9 protein-coding genes are annotated in these 20,801 nt (G+C 40.9%); 6 read left to right on the forward strand and 3 right to left on the reverse strand.

Translation table 11 applies throughout. From position 1 onward, the window contains the following. Positions 1–187: 187 nt before the first annotated feature. The 3 genes from PARA125_RS03375 to PARA125_RS03385 form a co-directional block, all read right to left on the reverse strand. Positions 188–1,822 carry an NAD+ synthase gene (locus PARA125_RS03375; protein ID WP_213157298.1) on the reverse strand — a complete coding sequence of 545 codons (1,635 nt, stop codon included), beginning with the start codon at positions 1,820–1,822 and terminating at the stop codon, positions 188–190. A gap of 102 nt (positions 1,823–1,924) precedes the next feature. Then, entirely contained in the window at positions 1,925–3,265 is a 1,341-nt protein-coding gene (gene nqrF, locus PARA125_RS03380) for an NADH:ubiquinone reductase (Na(+)-transporting) subunit F (RefSeq protein ID WP_213157299.1), read from the reverse strand. Between the two features lie 101 nt (positions 3,266–3,366). After that, a complete protein-coding gene (locus PARA125_RS03385; RefSeq protein WP_213157300.1) occupies positions 3,367–3,846 on the reverse strand; it encodes a hypothetical protein in 480 nt (159 codons plus the stop codon). A gap of 141 nt (positions 3,847–3,987) precedes the next feature. On the opposite strand from PARA125_RS03385, the gene PARA125_RS03390 reads away from it, so the two are divergent. The 6 genes from PARA125_RS03390 to PARA125_RS03415 all read left to right on the forward strand — a co-directional run bounded on the left by PARA125_RS03390 (position 3,988) and on the right by PARA125_RS03415 (position 20,786). Beyond that, a complete protein-coding gene (locus PARA125_RS03390; RefSeq protein WP_349305649.1) occupies positions 3,988–4,959 on the forward strand; it encodes a tRNA dihydrouridine synthase in 972 nt (323 codons plus the stop codon). 22 nt (positions 4,960–4,981) lie between these two features. Beyond that, positions 4,982–5,653, forward strand: a complete 672-nt coding sequence (locus PARA125_RS03395) for a class I SAM-dependent methyltransferase (RefSeq protein WP_213157301.1) — start codon at positions 4,982–4,984, stop codon at positions 5,651–5,653. A gap of 79 nt (positions 5,654–5,732) precedes the next feature. Continuing rightward, positions 5,733–7,526, forward strand: coding sequence for a putative Ig domain-containing protein (locus PARA125_RS03400; RefSeq protein ID WP_213157302.1), 1,794 nt, complete (start codon positions 5,733–5,735; stop codon positions 7,524–7,526). A 618-nt stretch (positions 7,527–8,144) separates the two neighbouring features. Next, positions 8,145–9,074, forward strand: coding sequence for a 50S ribosomal protein L11 methyltransferase (locus PARA125_RS03405; RefSeq protein ID WP_249274149.1), 930 nt, complete (start codon positions 8,145–8,147; stop codon positions 9,072–9,074). A gap of 323 nt (positions 9,075–9,397) precedes the next feature. After that, positions 9,398–10,750 (forward strand): ankyrin repeat domain-containing protein, encoded by a 1,353-nt coding sequence (locus PARA125_RS03410; protein ID WP_213157303.1) that lies wholly within the window; start codon positions 9,398–9,400, stop codon positions 10,748–10,750. A 94-nt stretch (positions 10,751–10,844) separates the two neighbouring features. Next, positions 10,845–20,786, forward strand: coding sequence for a hypothetical protein (locus PARA125_RS03415; protein WP_213157304.1), 9,942 nt, complete (start codon positions 10,845–10,847; stop codon positions 20,784–20,786). Positions 20,787–20,801 lie beyond the last annotated feature (15 nt).

Here is a 20,801-nt window from a genome sequence, read left to right on the forward strand (position 1 = left end):
GATACTTCTTAGTCGCCTAAGAAATTAAAAGTTTTTTAGCTCTTAGAGGAGAATAAACCCGTTTAGCCGTTTTTTATTGCCTCTATATCTATCTGCCTCTTGCATAACCTGGCTGCTGGAATCTGTTATTAAAATTTCAATGTGACGGGTATGCAGGAGGTTTAATATTTTTCCTCTTCATGAATGCTTAAGCCCATCTTTGCACAATGGGGAATTTTCGTCCGATGGTGAAAGCTTTTTCTGTCACCCTTAAGCCAGGGGGGCTTTGGCGCCGTTTGTATTCATTTTGATGGATTTTATGGATAATCTCCTCTACTAAACTTAGAGGGATGTGGTGTTTTTCAGCAATCCATTGAGCTGTTTGATGCTCTTCCACATACCCTTTTAAAATTGCGTCCAAAATTTCATAGCTTGGAAGGGAGTCGGAGTCCTTTTGGCTCGGCCTTAATTCAGCTGAAGGGGGCTTGTGCAGAGTGCTCCAGGGAATCACTTCCTGGTCTCGGTTGATCCATTGGGATAAAGCATAGACTTCTTGCTTGCAAAGATCGGTGATCACTCCCAGTCCCCCACACATATCTCCGTATAAAGTAGAGTATCCCACAGCCAGTTCACTTTTATTTCCCGTGCTTAAAACAATATAGCCATGCTTGTTCGAAAGCCCCATTAAAATCATCCCCCGAATTCTAGCTTGAAGGTTTTCTTCTGTGATATCGGCAGGCTTATTGAGAAAAAATGGATTTAAAAGTTCTAGGTAGCTTTGAAAAGGGGCTTCAATTGGAATTGTCCACAATTCGATCTTCAAATTTTTCGCCAATTGTTGGGCATCCAAGAGGCTTTCAGGAGAAGAATAGCGGGAGGGCATAGCGACGCCAAGCACATTTTCACGGCCTAGAGCTTCTGCAGCTATGCATGCGACTAAGGCAGAATCAATCCCTCCCGATAATCCTAAACAAGCGCGCGTGAAGCCAGATTTATGAAAGTAATCGCGGACGCCGATAACCAAGGCAGAATAAAGGTTTTCGAGGGGAGACTCCATCCACTCAATTTCAGCAAGGGGTTGAGAAAGGTCGACAATATGCATCTCTTCTTTAAAGCCTTTAGCAAGGCTGCACAAGCGCCCCATCTCATCTATCAAGCAGCTATGCCCGTCGAAAATGAGGCTATCATTGCCTCCTACCTGATTACATAGCAAAGCCGGGCATTGTAAGGTCATCGCCGCCTTAGAGAGGGTAACGAAGCGATCTCTTAATTGGCCGACACAAAAGGGGGAAGCGGAAAGATTTATCAGCAAATCGGGTGATAAGGGGATCAAGCTTTTAATGGGATCATGCCGATAATGGGTAAATTTCAACAAATGGCTATGCTGCCACATATCTTCGCAAATGGTAATGGCCACATTTTTTCCACAAAGAGGCCATACACGAATCTGCTCCCCTGGCTCAAAGTAACGCCTTTCATCAAACACGTCGTAGGTGGGTAAGAGGTGCTTATCTTGAAAACCCAGAATTTGCTGGTTCTGAATAATCGCCGCACTATTGTAAAGTTTCTTCTCTAGAATATGGGGGTTTAAGCGAGGAGTCCCTACAATCAGGGCGATATTCTGGCTTTGCGCGACAATCTGTTGTAAATGCTTCTCAATTTCCTCCATAAAATGGGGCAGAAGGAGAAGATCTTCTGGAGGATAGCCTGTTAATGCTAGCTCAGGAAAGACAATTAAATCTACTTGGTTTTGTTTACCTTTTTCAAGAGCAGCGAGGATTTGTTGAGTATTCCCCTCAAGGTCGCCAATAATGGGGTTGATTTGGGCAAGAAGCACGCGCATGATTTGTCAATGTTTCCGTTTGTTAAGGTGTGCAAAAAAGGAGAGAGAGCGCGCCGAAAAAATTTTCCGAAGCTCTCTTTAATAGACTCGGCTGGAGAGGAGTTAGCTTCCAAAGTCGTCTAGAACGATATTTTTGCGCGGTACGCCATAATCATCGAGTAGTTTCAACACGCTGATGTTGTGCATGGGAGGGCCGCAAACATAAAATAAACATTCTTCAGGGCTTTCCATTTTACTGAGCTGTCCCAGCTCAAAAGCTTTAAAAAGGTAATTCGTTTTAATCGGGTCTTCTTTGGGCCACCCTGCCGAAAGATCTTCTGGTAGAGGCTCCGATAAGACAAGATGATAAGCGAAGTTAGGATACTTTTGAGCAAGCTCTTCATATTCTTTTTGGTAAATATTTTCTTTCAGGGAACGTGCTCCGTACCACATGGAAACCTTTCTTTGAGTATTTTCCGTATGAAACATATGGAGAATGTGACTGCGTCCAAAAGAGGATCCTGCACCACCGATTAAGAAAACAAGTTCTCGATTATCGTTAATCATAAAAGACTCCCCATAGGGCCCAGACAAGCGAACTTCATCCCCCGGCTTTAAACCAAACGTATAAGAAGAACAAATGCCCCACGGAATGGAATCCGAAATTTTTCCTCCCACAAAAGGAGGGGTGGCAATTCGAATGTTAAACATGAGCTTTCTCCCTTCGGCAGGATAAGAGGCCATGGAGTAAGCCCGGATAATTTCATTCGAGCCGCTAGGCAAATGACTAAAATCAAGGGTTTTATCAAATAAATTGAATTTTTCCCAGTCGGCATAGAATAGAGGATCCATCGTCTCTTTCCAGTCGGTGGTGTTGGTCTTAAAGGGGGGAACGTGAAATTGTAAATAGCCTCCAGACTTATAGGGGACCTCCTCTCCTGCTGGGATTTCAACTACCAGTTCCTTAATAAAGGTCGCTACATTTTTATTGCTTACAACTTTGGCTTTCCACTCTTTGACAGCCAAAGAATGCTCATCTACTAGAATATGTAGATCATGCTTTACTTTAGCTTGGCAAGAAAGCCTCCAGCCTTCTTTGAGTTCTCTTTTATTAAAGGTTCCTCGATCTGTTTCTAAAGGTTCATCCGCTCCTTCTACAATGCGCACGCGACACTGTTTGCAGGTGGCTTTACCGCCACAAGGGGAGGGGACAGGGATCCCATTAGAAGAAAGGGCTTGGAGCAAAGTGGAGCCGCTAAGGACATGTTTGGTCAAATCAGAGTCACTATTGACTTTGATCTCACATTCTTCGCTAGCGACAAACTTGGCTTTGGTAAAAAGAATCAAGGAGGTTAGGCTTACCCCGATCAAAACGAAAGCGGCAATGGCGTAGAGCGATAAAAAGGGATCGATGCCAAGAATGTTGGCTGCTAAGGCCAAAGATAAATGACTCAAGTTAAACATAGCTCCGTGAGAAAGTTAGGGCCTATCCATTTGTTTGTAATTTTGAACCATAGCTTGCAAGACTTTTTTCTCTCAAGAAAATAACAGCGGTCCCAAGTCTTCTATTCTTTGTAGGCAAACGCCGGATGGATGATTGCCGCGGAAAGTTCTTTGATAATTAAAGCGGTGCGAAGTGCAGGAAAAGCAATAACAGCAAGGAAATCTTCCAGCAAAGTGGGGCAGCTTTCACGTAATTGTGTCCAATGCCTTTTCATCACTTGAACGAAAGAGTCTGTTTGTTTGGAGGTGACATAGCGACCCCAGTATTTTTTTATGGTGGTAGCGTAAGAGCCAGTTTGACCGCGGAAGGGATCTCGATAAGCATGTTCAAGAGCCGTGAAGAAGTTTTTTGCAAAGTGAGCGACTAAAAAAGCGAAAGAACCCGGGGCTCCTATGCAGTGGACAAAGCACTTTTCTAAAGCTTCGGTTCGTAATTTATGATCAAAGAAATCCACTTTAGCTACCGGTTTGCGGCAAAATGTTTTATTCCATTCATTTTTAAAAGCAGAAGTTGCATGATAAGCGCCAATATCAATATTCATAAAAACCTCCCTGGTTGAAAATTAGGTGTACTTAGTCCCACCTTATTCAGTATCATAGATAACCAGCTGTTTTTTCAAAGCATTTTTTTTGTAAAACAAATTGAAGACATTCATAATCAGCAGCTAAAAGGAAAATAAAAAGTGAATTTACTTCCAAAAGGAATAGGAGGCTGTCCCTATCTTTTTTTAGCCCCCATGGAGGGATTGGGAGACCGCCCTTTTCGCAAAGCCCTCTCTAAAATAGGAGGATTCGACGAAGCTTGCACCGAATTTCTTCGAGTGCCCTCTAATGCACATGTCGCAAGCTTAGCAAAACAATATCAAAAAGAAGACACCTTTCCCATTCCGCAAGCGGTGCAAATTATGGGATCCCATCCAGAGCTTATGGGAGCAATGGCGCAAGAACTTGCCAAAAAAGGCGCTCCTCGCATCGATTTGAACTGTGGGTGTCCTTCTAACACGGTGACTGGCCGAGGTGCCGGATCAAGTCTTTTAAAGAATCCTTCCCAATTATATCAAATTGCAAAGACGATGGTCGAGGCGGTCTCTGTTCCTGTCACGGCTAAATTGCGCTCAGGATATGAAGACATTTCTTTATTTAGGGAAAACCTTCTTGCCGCCCAAGAGAGCGGTGTAAAGTTTGTGACTTTGCATCCTAGGACAAAAGCAGAAGGTTATGCCCCACCTGCTCGATGGGATTTAATCGCAGAGGCTAAAACAATCCTTAAAATTCCCGTAGTGGGGAATGGGGACATTTTAAAAGTAGAAGATGCCGTGAGGATGTTAAAAGAGACAGGATGTGATGCTTTAATGATCGGGAGGGGCAGCGTCATCAACCCTTGGATTTTTCATCATATTCGTGCCTTTTTTGCAGGTGAGACCTATGTCCCTGAAAAAAACGCCCTCCAAAATTTTGTGAGAAATTTTTGGGAGACGATGGTAGAAACAGGGATGCCCATTTCCACGCAACTTAATAAATTGAAACAACTGATGAGTTTTCTCTTTAAAGCAAATGCACCTCTTTTAGAAAAAAGAGGAGAGATGCTTTCAAAAAGATGTTCAAACCCCGCTGAATTTCTTGCATTTGTTTTTCCTATATTGCAAGAAGGATAGAAAAGATGCAAAGGAGCAAAACATGCAGGATTGGGAAAGGGCCTATCAAGAACTTCCTGGAGAAGCCTATTTGCAGGTATTAGAAAAAATTCATGCCACCTTGAAACCAAAAACCTATTTAGAGATAGGCGTTCAATATGGATTTAGCTTTAGCCTGGCCAGACCCGGCACTTTTGCTGTGGGGGTAGATCCCCATCCTTGCATTCAAACTGATCTTCAAGCCTGGTCGCGCGTTTATCGGCAGACGAGTGAAGCTTTTTTTATTTCTTATCCAGGCGATCCCTTTGATTTGATTTTCATTGATGGGTTGCATCAATATGAAGCCGTAGTGGATGACTTTTGCAATGCTGAGCAGTGTTGCACTTCAAAATCTGTGATCTTAATTCACGATACCATTCCTTTAAGCGCCGAAACTTCTAAAAAAGATTTTAGCCCTGGATTTTGGACGGGGGATGTATGGAAAATTGTGCCAACCCTGCTTCAAGCGCGTCCCGATTTAGCTGTATTTACTATTGCCTGTCCTCCCAGCGGGTTAACCGTGATCAAGGGTTTTGGAAAACAGGAGGGAATCTGTCCCCAAGTGATTGAGCAATTTCGCAATCAAGCATATGCGTGGGTGGCACCTCAAAAAAAATCTGCTTTAAACCTTGTGGAAAATAAACCAGAAGCATGGATGCCTTTTTTATTAAAGTAAGAAAGTTTCTAAAATATTTTGACGTTTAAAATTCAATCCTCTAAATATTTTGGTTTAGGACCTAAACACGGGGATTAGTATGCACAATTTTTTCAAGTTTTTGCTTTTTACGACGTGCCTTTTTGGACAGATAAGCGCGAGTTTATATGGTGAGCATTCTAAAGGAAGAACTCAAAATAACTTTATCCCGAACTTTAAGGTGGGAATTAGTCCCCGCTCCCTGACACAAGAGGCCGCAGTGGCATTTGTAGGTGAAGTTGGGCGGCGCAACTACCGCGCAAATGGGACGTTGGGTTGGCTATGGGGAAATCAAAGTCGTTTTAAATTTTCCGCAGAATTCCTAAGCCAAAAATTGGGTTATCGTTTTTCAACCGGCAAGCAAGACCGTTGGATGCATCAATATGCGGTGGGGGCTGAGTATCAGCACGATTTTTACCACCCTCTTTTATCTAGCGGGGAGATTGGGCTCTATTACTCTTATGCCCCCAGTCGCAAATTAGGACATAAGGTGCGCGATGATTTTCTTTATTCACGCCGTATCGCCGGTTCAGATAGCTATGGCGGGTCATTGGGAGCTACCGTGACCCCATGGCGTTCCGGAAGTTTGCATATAGATGCGGATTATGATTCTGTAAGATATCGTACAAGATATAAATCTAAAAAACGGGTCTCAGGCTTTGGTGGAAGCCTTAATTACCATCAGGATCTATCCTACAATTTTTTCTTAGACCTCTTAGGAGAGTTTAAGCGTCCCTATAATTATGGAAGAGCTCGCCTTGGCTGGCATCATCCTAATTGGGCAGGCTTAGTTGTGGGACTATTTGGTGCGCATACGCGCGGTAAATCCCGCCTCCCCAGCCATACCACGGCAGGATTGGAGCTAACGTACGCGTTTGGGGAGCGTGCAGAATCCTCTGATGCATGTGTTCCTTGTTATTGCGAACCTGCTTTAGCCTCATGGGTGAGCACTCCAGCAGTGTATATGCCCCAAGTGTTGGCAATCGCCGAAGAAAAAAGAAAAAAAATAACTCCTTGCCAAGTTTTAACTAGCTCCCCTATTCCTGATGCAAGTTTTACAGGTTCGGCGGCTTATACTCTTGATATCAGCCCTTATTTTAGCGATCCGAGCGAAGCTTCTTTAACCTTTAGCGCAACAGGGCTGCCTCTAAATGCCTCCCTTGATGCTAAGACAGGAGTGATTTCGGGAACCGGCCTACACAATAATCAATCTTATTCTGTCACTATTACAGCCAAATCTGCAGATGCTTGTGCAAGCGTAAGCCAAACATTTACCTTGAATTTTCCTTGTGAAGCTTTAGAGAGCACGCCTATTTCTGATGTACAGTTTATCGGAACAGGATCCTATTCCCTGAATGTGAGTTCTCATTTTAGTGACCCAGCTGGGGCGCCTTTAACTTTTAGTGCTTCGGGGTTGCCTACAGGTTCTACGATTGATGAAACCTCGGGTCTCATTTCAGGCCCTAACTTACATGATAACCAGAATTATGCTGTCACCGTGACAGCCAATGCTGCTGAAGCTTGTGAGAGTGTAAGTCAATCCTTCACTATCACTTTTCCATGCAGCCCTCCCACCTCCACTCCGTTTACAGCCCCTATAGAGGTTGGAACAATAGTAGGGCGCCCTTATACCGTGACTACATTGAGTGATCACTTTTCTACTGATCCGGCTTTCCCGTTTACCTATATGCTCACAGGATTACCCGAAGGCTCTGATTTTGATCCCACTACTGGGGTGATTTCAGGGGTTGGAGTTGCTCCTGTGAGTTCATTTACCGTCACTATTACAGGTACCACTGCCTGTGGAACAACAAGCCAGACTTTCGAATTGGTATTCATTAGAACGTCACGATAGAAACCATTTTTTCTGAAGCAAAAGGCTCACAAGGTGAGCCTTTTGCTTTTTGGAATAAAACTGATTTTAAGTTAGCATGCTGTGCGAAGACAACACTTGGAAAGAGAAGAGATGAATATCGGGATTGTGAGAACAGGGGAGAGGAGGGCATCCTATCGCGGTAATCCTTTTTAGAGAAGAGCCTAACGTAAAACTCCACGAAAAATTAAGCCAGCCTTTTCAAGGCTTGTTATTGTGGTTCGTAGGGGATAGGGAAGTGACTGGGCTCCTTTAGAAGAGCTTTTAGAATGGCCTTCTTGTTTTGGTTGAATTAACCGAAGATGATGAAGCCTATCTGGCTTGCTGTTTTATTGTAAGATATTGAGAAGCTCCTAAACAGTGACAGCGACAAGTACCATTCCTTTTTGCCCAGAGCCAATCCAAACATTTTACAGGGATGATAAATAGATAGACGCAAGCCTGCAATTCTGATACTCTGCTTCTTTGCGAGGAGGATGTTGCTAATTCTTCTCGGCCTCTAGATTTACATTTTGGACAGAATCGGTCCTCCAAGAATCTCTAAACATTATAGGCTGTATAGCTTGCTGGGCTTTCGCGAGGCCTGATCAGCGGGACGGTTTGCTTCTATCTAATTGTGGGCTTGTTTGGTCTTCCATTTTAATAATTGCTGGCCGATTAGAGTGTTTAGGGGTGCTCGCAGTTTTAACCCCTCATCCTTGGGAAAATCGGTCCATGATCACATATCGCTTTTTTGTCAAATCTCACGACTCGGTAGATGCAGCTTGGGAAGAACTAGTCCATTTTGGGGCTCATCCCCTTTATAGTGAAGAGACAGAAACCGGCAAAGAAGTCATTGCAGATTTAGGAAATGTGCCCTTTTTTGATTTTCCCTTTACCTCTTTACAAACGATTGGTGCTTTTGCCCCTATTCATTTCAATCCCATTGATTGGGAAGCGCAATGGGCCACACATGGACTCGATTATCGGGAGGGATGTGTGCATCTGGATCTTAATCGCCTAATTGAGGCTGAAAATTTGCCCATCGTTAGGCTTAAGCCAGGTCCTGGATTTGGAGATCTTTCTCATGCTTCCACACGTCTTGTTTTACGCTTAATGAAAGGCAAAGTGTATGATCAAGCTGTCTTAGATATTGGGTCAGGCAGCGGGGTTTTATCGTTGGCTGCCAGTATCATGGGTGCAAAGATTGTGTGGGGCATCGATATCGACCCACAAGCTGTTGAGCATGCAAAAAATAATCTTTTGCTTAATGCATGCACCGGAGAAATTTATTTTTCGGTCGATCCCCCTTTACAGCCTCTTCAGCAACAGCAAAAGGTACTTGTTTTAATGAACATGATTGCTTCCGAGCAAGCTATCGCTTGGGAAAGCCTTCAGCCCCTCCATCAGCTTCCAGGGGAAGCTCTTATTTCCGGTATCCTAATTGAGGGAAAAAAGGGTTATTTACAACAGGCCAAAAAATGGGGGTGGAAGTTGTTAGGAGAAATCGAAGAAGAAGGCTGGCTAGGACTGCATTTTTTAAGAAAATGAGGCTTTTATTCTCCTTTCTTTTCGGGAGCAACCAATTGCAAGTCATTCTTAGACAAGACATGTTTCTTCTCTGGTTGTCTTTTTCATTCGGCGAGCGTGCGAGTGGAACTCCTTTGCATACGTCAAACTTTGGTAGATAACACTAGTTCCTGCTGACGGGGTTCTTAAAATGTTCCTCAGCCGTTTATGGGGAAAGCCTTTGCATTGATATCCTAAATTTTACAATTTGCAAAAATTCTTGACTAAATGAGTTCTAGTAAATTAAACAGATGCTAATTTAAATGTTAGTCGCCTCTATTTTTTACTGTAAAAGGAGTCAAAAGATGCAAGTTTCTACACGATTTGATTACGATCCATTCTATCCAGTCATTCATTGCGACCTTATTAGAAATAAATTGAGCACGGAAATCGCAAAAATTGAAAAAGAAGTTTACCGTTTAAGAGGATTTATTGGGGCTTTTGATGAATCGATGCAAGAAAAAGCTGCCTTAACGACAGATGTAATGGGCGCTTATCTAGAAGTTTTCAAAATGCCCGGTGAAGAAAAAGAGATACCAGAAATTCGAGAGCAAATTGATGCAAAAATAGAAGAAATTCGAGAAAGATGCTTGGAAAATCATAGGGGAACATTGGCCGCTAGAGAAGTTGTCATCATAGAAGGGCGAAATGTTGAAATTAATGCTCACACTAAACCAGCTTTGGAAGAAGCTTTCCTGCAGAGATTGGAAGAAAAAATTTCCCAACTAAAAGAAGAGTTTCCCATAGATGAAACGACTGATCTAGAACAAATGTGTTGCCAAATTGAAGAAAAGTTTAGAAGGCATACAGAAATCTTTGAAAAACTTTTTGAGCGCAAGCAAGCTTTGACTGGACAAGGCTATGAATTTCAGGAAGCTTTAGAACCCAAGCTAGCTGCCTTAAAAGCCGCCAAACAAGAGTTAAAAAAAGGCTTAAAAGTGTCCAATGTCTTTATAGCCTGCCAACTAGGGGTAGTGGACTATCTTGAACAAGAGGTTAGCAAGCAATGGTTATGGGAGCGCAAAAGCTTTGTTAATAAGATTTCTGAGGTTGGCTTTTCTCTTTTACACTATGCGGCTTATCATGATCGCCCGAAAGTTGTGCAATTTTTAATCCAGAAGGGGGCGGATGTCACTGCACGAGATAAAGAAGGTTATTTACCGCTACACTGGGCTGCTGCGCAAGGCTCTGTCAAAGTGGTGAAATTATTGCTTACACGTCATCCTGCATCTATTGACGCCAAAGGAATGTTTGATCGTACTCCTTTGCATCGCGCAGTCTTTAATGGCAAAAATGGAGCTGTTAATCTTTTAATTAAAGAAGGAGCCAATCTTAATGCGCAAACGAGTGAAGAAAATCACTTACAAACGCCGCTTCATTTTGCGGTTTTGCAAGGAAATATGGGGATGGTAGCCACCTTAACCCAATATCCACACCTTGACATCCGGATTGCAGATAGCCAGGGGAGGACGCCCGTGCATTATGCTATTGAAAACGGGGTATTGAGCGTCCTGCTCCTTTTGTTAACTCATTCCAGCTGGCAAAAAGTTGCTTTGCATAAAGATGCCGTATTTTTAGAAAGTCTTTTAAAGGTTGTGCCTAAGCGAAATGAGGAAGAAATAAGAGCGCAATTGCTTTTGCACTTTCCCCAAAAATAAAGGTAATGATTCTTTGATTTAAAATATCGGCAAAAAACGGCAATTTTTTAGGAAGTTTGCTTAAAAGGTTTACTTAGATAAAGCAGGGAGCCAAATGAACAATATAGATTTTAAACTAAACTTATCATCTTTTAGCTTGGCCCCTGCAAGTTCGCCCAAACAAAGACAGCCGATTCGACAACAAATTGAATTTCTTAAACTAAAAATTTCACAAGCAGAAAAATATCGGGTGGAAGAGTTGTACCAACAAACTCTTGAACACATAGCGGATTTTAAAGAAGAAGACGTTAAAGGTTTGGCTCCTCTTCTCAAAGCAAGCCCCCACTCTATCGAATTCCAAAGGCAGTTAGCTTTATCCATCGGAAATTTGTACATTTCAGATAAAATGTTGGCTGAAAGAACCTTTGAAGAGCGTTTGATCTACTATAAACAAGCGATGTTTTATTATGCCAAAGCTATTCAAATCGCTGAAATGCACGGCTTGAGTGAGTGTAAGTTGCGGGATTGCCATCAACAAGCTTCTCGATTGTTTATTTGCCTGATTGCAGATATTCAAGGAACTAATAATGCCTTTTACCATCGCTTAGATGAGGCAAGAAGAAAAGTAAAGGGGGATTTGGAAGAATTTAAAAAGATTTACAACCAAATTAAAGACTTTCGGGGCTTTTGCACAAGTGAAGAGGACTATCATAATTATGTGCTAAATGTATTTTATCATCAGGTCAATTTGCTTCTCTTTGATCCTCACAGAAGCAATATGGATCTATTTCTAAAAATGGATGGGGATTTTGTGCAAGAAATTCGCTCCGACCAAGAAGGAAACTTCGACATCAATCCTCATGCCATTTTTCTAACCCAGAAATATAGGAAAGAGCTAAACGGTATAAGAGAGCAATTTAATTTAAGGATCAATGAACCAATTGTAAGATTTCAAAAAAACATTTTCAAGTTATACAAAAGGCTTTTTAACCTTATCCTTAAAGATGCGTTTAGTATCTTAGGCCCTCCTCCTCTTCAGTTAGTTAAGTTTGATATTCGAGCGATGGGATCGATAGGTCGCAAAGAGGCGTGCCCCTTTTCTGATTTGGAACTCATGATTTTTTATAAAATTTCCCCTAGAGATTGTGAAAACAAGGAAGATTCTGAAAACATTCTTACCTATTTTAAAAATTTATGCCACATTTTGGATATCCAAATCCGCTCTCTTGGGGAAACCTCTAAAAGCTGTGAAGAAAGCCTCACTTTCTCTTGCATACATACTAAAAATCCTAGTGGCTTTCATATGGATTCAGGCCCTCATGCAGATTTCGATTTGCTTAAGACTCCTGGTAAAATGGCTGAACATCGGCAAAAGTGTAGGGATTATGATCCGGTTTCCGTTAGCCATATGGTATTAACTTCTAAAAGTTTATATTCTAGCGATGCGGGTTCACTCTTTAGGGAATATGAAGAGTTCCTTGAAAATAGTTTAAGCAGCAAAAAGAAAGCTGCTGGTTTTATCAAAAATCGCCTTGAAAGCTATAAAAGATTAAGATTAAGCGATGCCTATGATAATGAGCTCACTAATATAAAGAATTTATATGTTTCGCCGCTTAACTACCTTCTGGGAGATATGGCTCTTTATTTGGGAATCAAAAGTTCTAATACTCTCAAAATTGCTCAAAATTTGGAAAAGAGATTCACTGAAGAAAGTTGCACGCTTCTTTTTCACGGTGTGGAAGCCTTATATAAAATTCGTTGTCGCCTGCATAAATTTTATGGAGAGCAAAAGGAAGAAGCGATTGTCTTTTCGCGCCGTTATGCCCCTCTTCCCCCCTCTAATTTGGCCCATCTTGATAAAGATGAAGTTTTCGAATTAAGAAAAATTCGGTTTCTTATCTTGGAACCTTTGTATGCTTTGCTAGAAAATCTTTACAAGGCGTCTGATCTTGAACAAGTTGTCCAAAGCTTTGAAGAAAAATTTACCAGTATTGATCTTATACAGCTAGCTTTTGACCAAATACTTGGTCATCATCACAGCGAGTTTGGGCACAAACTTGCAGTAGAGGTGTTTGTTTCCTATCTTATTGAAAAGGACTTCTCGCTTGACAAGCATTTTGTTTACTACCAGAGCCTTTCTAAAAGAATAGATCACGCTCATCTGAGAGGAGTTTACCTTAGCACCTTAGTTTCCTCTTGCCAGCATCCACCTCAGTCACTGAGAAAACTTTATTTTTATCCTGATCCTGCCGGGCGTCGCGAACTAGAATCCAAGCAGCGGCACAATTTCGAAACCCAACTAAAAGCCATAGCGATAAGCCAAACTGAGCTTAAAAAGGATGAGATAAATGTTTGCATGGAAAGTCTTCTTTTTAACGACGTGCTTTTTTTGAAGCAAGAATACGTCAAAGAACTTTTGGACAAGCAAGGATATATTCGAAACCGCCAGACAAAAGTAGTCTTGCCAAATTGCTCTTTTTACTTTAAACAGCAACACCCCGACCTAGCAATGGCCTTTAATCCAGGCAAAGAGAAAGCGGTCTCCCTTCTGCTTCAGCGCCTCTTTGGACTTGAAATGCCCTTTTCTGAGGTTTTAAAATTCACGGTTTCTGCAGCTCGCGGAAAACCCGTCTCCTATTTAGTCCAAGTTTCCCTAGCCCCGCGCGGTTGTTCATTGAACGAGGTAGAAAAAAAACAGCTAGAAGCCTTAGATTCCAAAAACCTGAGCGGTCTAAGTGAACTCTTTCTCTCTCTTCCTCTAACGCTTGGGCAGTTGAAGATGGAAGATTGCATTTTGACCACCCTCAAAGATGACAACGGAGAATTTATGCAGCAGATTCTCCCCATTGCCAATGAATCTGCCTGGTGTCCTCCTTTAATACGAAAGACTGAAGATCAGTTTGAGGTCAAACTATTTTCCATTCTTTTGTATCTTTTTCAAGACAGTAAAATCCATCCTCAAGTCATAGATCGCTTTCTTACTTTGGAACCCAGCATTCTTCTTAAAGAATGGTTAAAAGATCTAATGATATGGAATAAGGCAGCCCTTTCTAAAAAATGGGATAAGGCCTTTCCAAGCTGCTCTGATTTTTGTTTGTTTAATCAAGGGACTGGCTTTCGCTTAGTGAAGCAGTTTCAGCGCTTGCACGCTTTTTTACAACTGCGACAAAAAGCTAATAAAGATGTGTGGGCAGCTGAAATTTTAAAAACCATCATTCATTGGGAAAATGAGGAGGTTGTGGAAATAGGGGATTTAATTTTTAATCACTACCAAACCCAAAAAGTGAAGCCTCTCACTGCCTACGAACCGACCACTACTCTTTTGCAAGAGCAAGTTTTAAGCTATCAAAGCATTCCTCCAGCAACCAGAAGGCAATCTTTTTTCCCTCCAGCCAAGATGTTGGGAGAGATAGAAGAGGAAGAAAGAAAAAATCTGGAGAAAATGCAAACTCAACAAAACGATAGTAGTATTGTGGTTCTTCAAGGTAAAAAGGGCGTACGGTTGGAAAAAGCTTTTTACCAACCAAAGCCAGGGGAAAGGGGGGATTTACGTACTCAAAGCCAGATCTTGGATAATCTACTTGCTATCAAACACCCTTATGAAAAATTAAACCTGGCTCATTGTGCAGCCCTCACTGATGACAAATTAGGGCGGTTTTTAGTTAAAAGTTTGCAAACCTTGGAATTCTTAGATCTGCGCTTTTGCCCTCAAATAACAGATGCTTCCCTTCGCCATATCGCTGCTTGTTCCCATTTAAAAGAACTTTACATTAGCTATGGCCAAATAGCCAATTTTGAAGAAACAAAAAAAAGCTTCCCTTTGCCCCGTATTCCCTTTATTTCTTCGAATAATCCCCTTATTTTTCCGATGCTTAAAAAATTGGAAATTACTTTTTGCCCAAAACTTTATTCCCTCTATATAAGGGCAGAAAAATTAGAGGATTTTGTCCAACACAATAACCCCCGTTTAACTAAAGCCCTAATTGAAAGCGGTTATTTGCCCCCTAAAACTGTAAAAGAGGGAAAAGCCAAAATACAAATTAAAAAAATTCCCTTAACTCAACCCGAGGAAGTGAAGGGAAAAGCAAAAAATGAAATAGAGGAAAAGGAAGGCGAGGAAGTTGAAACAAACAGCCTCTCTATTCCTTCTTTGCCGCTAGAGGAGCTTTTGGCAGAGCTGCAACAAATCGAAAGAAATATTTTTGAGCAAATCCGCTCTTTAAAAAAGGCAGGCGTGCCCCTTCAGATTAAAGAAATCGAAGCCTTCCTACCCGCAAAAATAAAACGGGATATTTTTCGATTTGCCAGTGAAAATAATGTTGATACGGTAGAGTGTATTGAGAGATTCTGCCAATATCTTCGCGATATGAGTCAACATCAGAAGGAAGATAAAGACCCTTTCGTTCCTTCTCCTAGTGATTATGAATACTTTGTGGCAGATACCTGGAATTATTCTGAATTTGCTGCTCTAGAAGGCGATCTGCAAAGTCCCCCTTTTATTTCCTATCATGCTGATAGCGCTATTAAAAAGAGCCTTGACCAAATTTTATCGCTTATTCAAGAGGCCAAAGCTACAATGGATAAAATTTGTGGAAAAGAGGTGATATCCCTGCTCGGCAATACAGGCAGCGGAAAAAGTACCACTCTTAACTATCTCATGGGTTGCGAGATAGTGAAATGCTCTCTGGATGAGAATGACTTGGTAATTAGGTTAGATGCGATAGACCCTGTGGTTAAAATTGGACATGATGACCAAAAATCAGAGACCGAATTTCCCGCGGCCTTTAATTTGCAGGATCTCGTCTTCTGCGATATGCCCGGTTATCTTGAGACCCGCGGACCAGAAGTCGCGATTGCTCATGCCGTTAACATTAAAAACATCTTGTGCAAAGCCGCATCTAATCGATTTTTAGTGCTTGTCAACTACCATAGCTTAGTAGGAGACAAAGCGGGAAATGTAGATAATTTTCTCTCTTTTCTTCAAAACCTCTTTGCTAAAAAGCTGGACGACATCAGTGCCGGTATGCTGATTGGGGTGACGCGTGTTCCTGAAGAAATTGGGATTGAAAGGATAAGGAACGCCTTCATCAAGATTGCTAAGGCAAATGGCTGGGATTTAGCGCCTTATCGCCAAAATATTGTGTCGATAGATCCCTTAAATCCATCTGAGCGTCTGAGCCTCATAGAGAAGCTCCGAGCATGCTCTTCTTTTTCTGGGAAAAAAGGTAAATATCGCACAGCCCTAGCGCTAGAAGAAGAAAAGTTAATCTCTCAAATTGCGAGCGAGATCTCTAAAAAAGTTAAGGCCTACTGGGAACTCGACAAAGTGCATGAAATTCTTAAGGAGTATGAAATATTAAGGGATTTTCAATTTATCGAACACCCTTCCATTGAAGAGGCTATAAACAGCCTTCAAGAGGAGATCAAGACCAAAGTAGAAGGATTTATAAAAGAGATTCAGGTTTGCGCTCAAATAGATAAGCCTGAGGAGAGAGTGGCCACGATTGACAAAATGCATCGCTTGGAAAAATGTTGCCTATTGGATGCGTGTTTCAATCTAGAGCCAAACTGGGTCACCCTGAAATTTAAAGAGATAGAAGCCGCAGTCCAAAAAATTGAAGAAGAGCTGCAAGACAAGGTCAATAAGCGTATAGAAAAGGATTTTCTCCTATTAATTGACCAGCTAAGTCGGTTACTTAAAAGTTTTGTGGAAAAGCCGAGAGAGAGAAAGTTATTGGCAGCTTTTGAGTGTTCTCCTTCCGATTTAATGGAGAAGTTTTTCAAACAATTTACCAGCAGGATTATTCAAGATTTATGCACTCTCTTTGACCAAGTAGAGCGTGAAACACATTTACGTCCTCGTAAGTACTATTCAGGAGATCGCCTTTCCTTAAAAGATTTAAAACGAAAAAAAGAAGCAGACATTCACAAGTTAATTTCTTCGGCCCTCACTCAAGCCAAAATTTCCGAGTGGCAGGCCAGCTTTGATGCCGCTTGGACTGGTCTCTATGGAAAACAAAAGGCCCTTATTGAGAAAGAATATGTTTCCTTAAGCGCAAAAAGATTGACTGTTAAAGAATTTCATCTTCTTGCCCAATATGAGCTAGTTGCTGAAGAAGTCAAGTGTGTTCTACTTGCCTTTGAGCATCTCCGCTCTTTAGACAGTTCTATCTTGCATACTTGCGAAGAAAGGACGGCAACTATTCTAAATACTTTGTATGAAAATGCGTTTTACTTAAATAAACAAAAAAGAGTGGCGGAACTGTTCAGTAAGATTGAAGAAGTATTGCAAAAGACGCCAATCAACGAATTAGATCAGGCACAATTGAGGGCCCTTAACCAATGCTATAAAGAGCTAGCCGACTTAGATAAAGAGAAATTTGCCCAAGCTTGTGAAAGGGCTAGGAAGACCTTCATCGAGGAACCAGAAAAAAAACTTAGCTCTTCCTTAAACAAGATCCCGGATCAATATAAATCACACATAGAAACCCTTCTTAAAACCATTAGTTGTATCCAATATTTATCCGCATGTTTTGGTCATAAAGAGATCGTATCTGTGATAGAACGTAGCCAAAGCACGGTCCGGGCTGAAGAGGCTAGAAGGCGAGAAATAGATGTGGCTTATTTTCAACGGGTAATCCCCCAAAAACTTGAAGAAGCCAAAGCTCACGTCAACGTGTACGCCAAATTAAATTTTGCGCGCGTCGTAGCATTGAATTTAAAACCTGAAGAGGTTGAAGATTGTCTAAAAAAATTACAACCCATTCTACCGGAATTATCCTCCTTTTTAAAAGAGCGTTCGAAACTGCATAGGGCTATCGAAAATGAAGCCATATACTACTATTACAAAGTAGATGGTAAAATTAAAGAGATCCAAGAGGGGTGTGATGAAGAATTAACACGCTATTTTAAACATATTGATAATTATGCGGAAGCCTTAGTTCGACAAAAAGAAATCAATGGATTTTTAAATCGCTTGCAGGAGGAAGCTAAAAAGATTGCCGAAACGCAGCCTGAGCTACTCTTAAAGCATAAATTTACGGTAAAAGCAGGCTTCCCAGAAGAGATTGTAACCGGGCTAAAAGCCGCCCGGCATGGAATGAAGATCCTTGCCCTCCTTGATGTGGAAGTTAGTTCCATTTTTGAGCAGACAAAACATCATATTCAAACTGTTCAAGCGGCTCTTCTGATAGCAGCGCAAAAAAAAGAAGTGGAAGCCATTACGAAAAGAATTGAAGAAATCTGCGCTTCACGGGATTTTTTATCCAATATCGAGCGTATTCAAAAAGATTTAAGTGTTCTAAAGCATAAAAGCCCCGAAAGTTATAAGCAAGCAATCTCTAATCTCTTAATCCACATTACAGCATGGATAAATGCACAAGAGCATATTAACGCCCTTGAAAGGGGCGACTACAGAAATGTTGCCACGACTTTTATCACTATACAAACCCTTCATGCTCAATTAAAAGGCCATATGGAAATTGATAGTAGAGAGTTTGCTCAGAAGTTTGGTGAACATATAGACGGGCTCTTAGCTAAAGCTCTTCAAGAAATTAATTGTGAAATTAATTGTGACACAACAAATCAAAGCTTTTTTCAAATTAAACACTTGAGAGATTTTCTTGAAGTCATACGTACTTTCAGTAATCTCGATATAAAGTTGAGTAAGCTTGAAGAGCAATTGAAAGAAGCGGCAAGAAAACAATGGCCTTTTTCAAAATGGGAACAACTTTTTAAGCTAACAATAGGAGAAAGAGATACCGAAAGGATTAAATTGACACAAGTTATAGTAAAACAATATCTAATAGCAAGAGAATTGTCCTCTTTATTTGAGGAGTTTAAAAGGGAACTGCAAGAGATGCTTGATGCTTTTCCTGTGCATGGCGAAATTGATAAACTGGGTTGTCAAATTTCCGCCTTGTCTTCTATTACTTCTGCAGCAGAAGAAATTATTGCCGCTTGTCCTCATTTTCGGGTTATCAACACAAAACTATTTAACAAAAAAGCCAAGGGAATCACTTATAAAAATGCTTTAGAAAGGTTAGCATATGATTTTCCTCTTGTTGATCATCCTGTAGATGTTGTTTCTAAAAACAAGTTGTTAGAATGCTATAAAACATTTAAAAAATGCTATAACGCCTTATTAACTACGCTTCAAACTAAAAAACAAAATTTTGATGAAAAATTCCTTATTAAAGAAATTCGAGATTTATCGCAATTTTTAAGCCCTTATGCGACTGTTTTATATAAAAAACCCAAAGAAGCTGCGGAATTATTAGCAAATATTTTTGCTCTTTGGACCTATGTGAACGCCCCAAAAAATCGGGATCCAGTCTATGATGACATTGATGCTTTGCTTAGACCCCATAAGACGCAACTTTTAACTATTTTTCGGCTCGTGGGGCTCGATGGTTCCAAAGAATTAGAAAACCAGCTTGCTGAAGTCAAAACAGGTGAAGGCAAGTCGATCAGCCTTGGTATCCTAGCAACCTTATTTGCTCTGCTGGGATATAAAGTCAATGTGATTTGCTATAGCTCCTATTTATCAGAACGGGATTATAAAGCTTTTTCCACACTTTTTGAAAAACTATGGCCCTCTACCTCGTTCCCAAACCCTCCTATCTCGTACTCCACTATAACCCAATTAGCCAATAAGCTTATGCATAGCGAGAGCTTACCTGACTATCGAAAGATCGTACGCAATTTTTTCCAAGTCGACCGTGAATCTATGTCACGCTTCAAACCGGAAAAAGAAAGCAAAAGTCTTTTGCTTATTGACGAAGTGGATGTGTTTTTTGGGGAGAGTTTTTATGGACGTTCACATTGTCCTGCAATCGCTTTGTCTTGCGAAGATCTTTTCTATAAAGTTTGGGAGAGAAAAGATGTATTGCTTGCTCTCCCTGCTGAAGAAGCTATCGATCAATTAATAGCAAGTGCTGAAGTACAGAATTTAACAAAGCGATATCGCCTCCAATCCTTATTAAAAAATGAAATTGCAAAAATGCTGAAGGAGTTACGGCATTTTCCGGGTGATGAAAATCATACGAAGTATGTGGTTCAAAATGATCAAGTCGGTGTAGTGGATCATGCGGGAAATCTTTGCTTTAATATGGTAGGTTATGACGTCTCTTTTGCTTACCTTTACTGGCATAAAAAAGGAGAAATTCACACAGACACATATTTAAAAAAAAACTTAGCTATGCACATTACTAGTGGTTTTGTCCTATACTCCCAATTACCTGACTTTTTTTCTTTGAAATTAGGTTTAACAGCGACATTAGGGGCCCTTTCTGAAGAGGAAAAATCTATTTTAAAAAAATATGAGTTTAACAGAAGCTCTTTCATCCCTTCCACCTTTAACAAAAAAGAACCAGTTAGAGAAGAAACTCTACATTACTCAGATGAGAAAAAATATTTTGAAGCCATTAGGGAAGAGATCAACAACAAGCTTAGAGAAGAGAGAGCTTGTTTTGTAGTTATGAAAGAGACAAAAGATGTGGAAAAATTTAACAAATATTTATCGACTATTCCAGTCGCTAGCACCCATTTCACCGCTCCTGAATTGCTAACAGAAATGGTTCCTGATGAAGAAAAAGGAGCAATCATTGCAAGAGCCACCTCCCAATATAAAATAGTCCTTATGACTCGCAGCTATGGACGAGGCATTGATTTTATTTGTCGAGATACCGCTTTGCTAGCCAAAGGAGGCATCCATATTATCCTGGCCTTTTCCCCTGAAACCCTGACAGAGGAGATACAAATCGAAGGGCGTACTTGCCGTCAAGATAACCCAGGAAGTATTCGCAAAATTTTGCTTACCGACGATTTGTTTAAGCATGGTTTCTTTTCTTCTAAGGATGAGTTAGCGGGCATTGAAGATTTAGATTCCTATTTAAACACCAAGCGACAGGAGTTTAATTCTAAACGATTCCAGAAAATGCAAAACAATTTAGAAAACAGTCAGATAAAACATGACAAATCTCTTGGGTTGGTTAAAAATATTGAAGAATCGCAGGATGACTTAGCGTATTCCATCCTACAGGAATTTAATGGATAAGGATTGTAGGATTAA

It is taken from the genome of Parachlamydia sp. AcF125 (assembly GCF_018342475.1).
GTDB lineage: Bacteria > Chlamydiota > Chlamydiia > Chlamydiales > Parachlamydiaceae > Parachlamydia.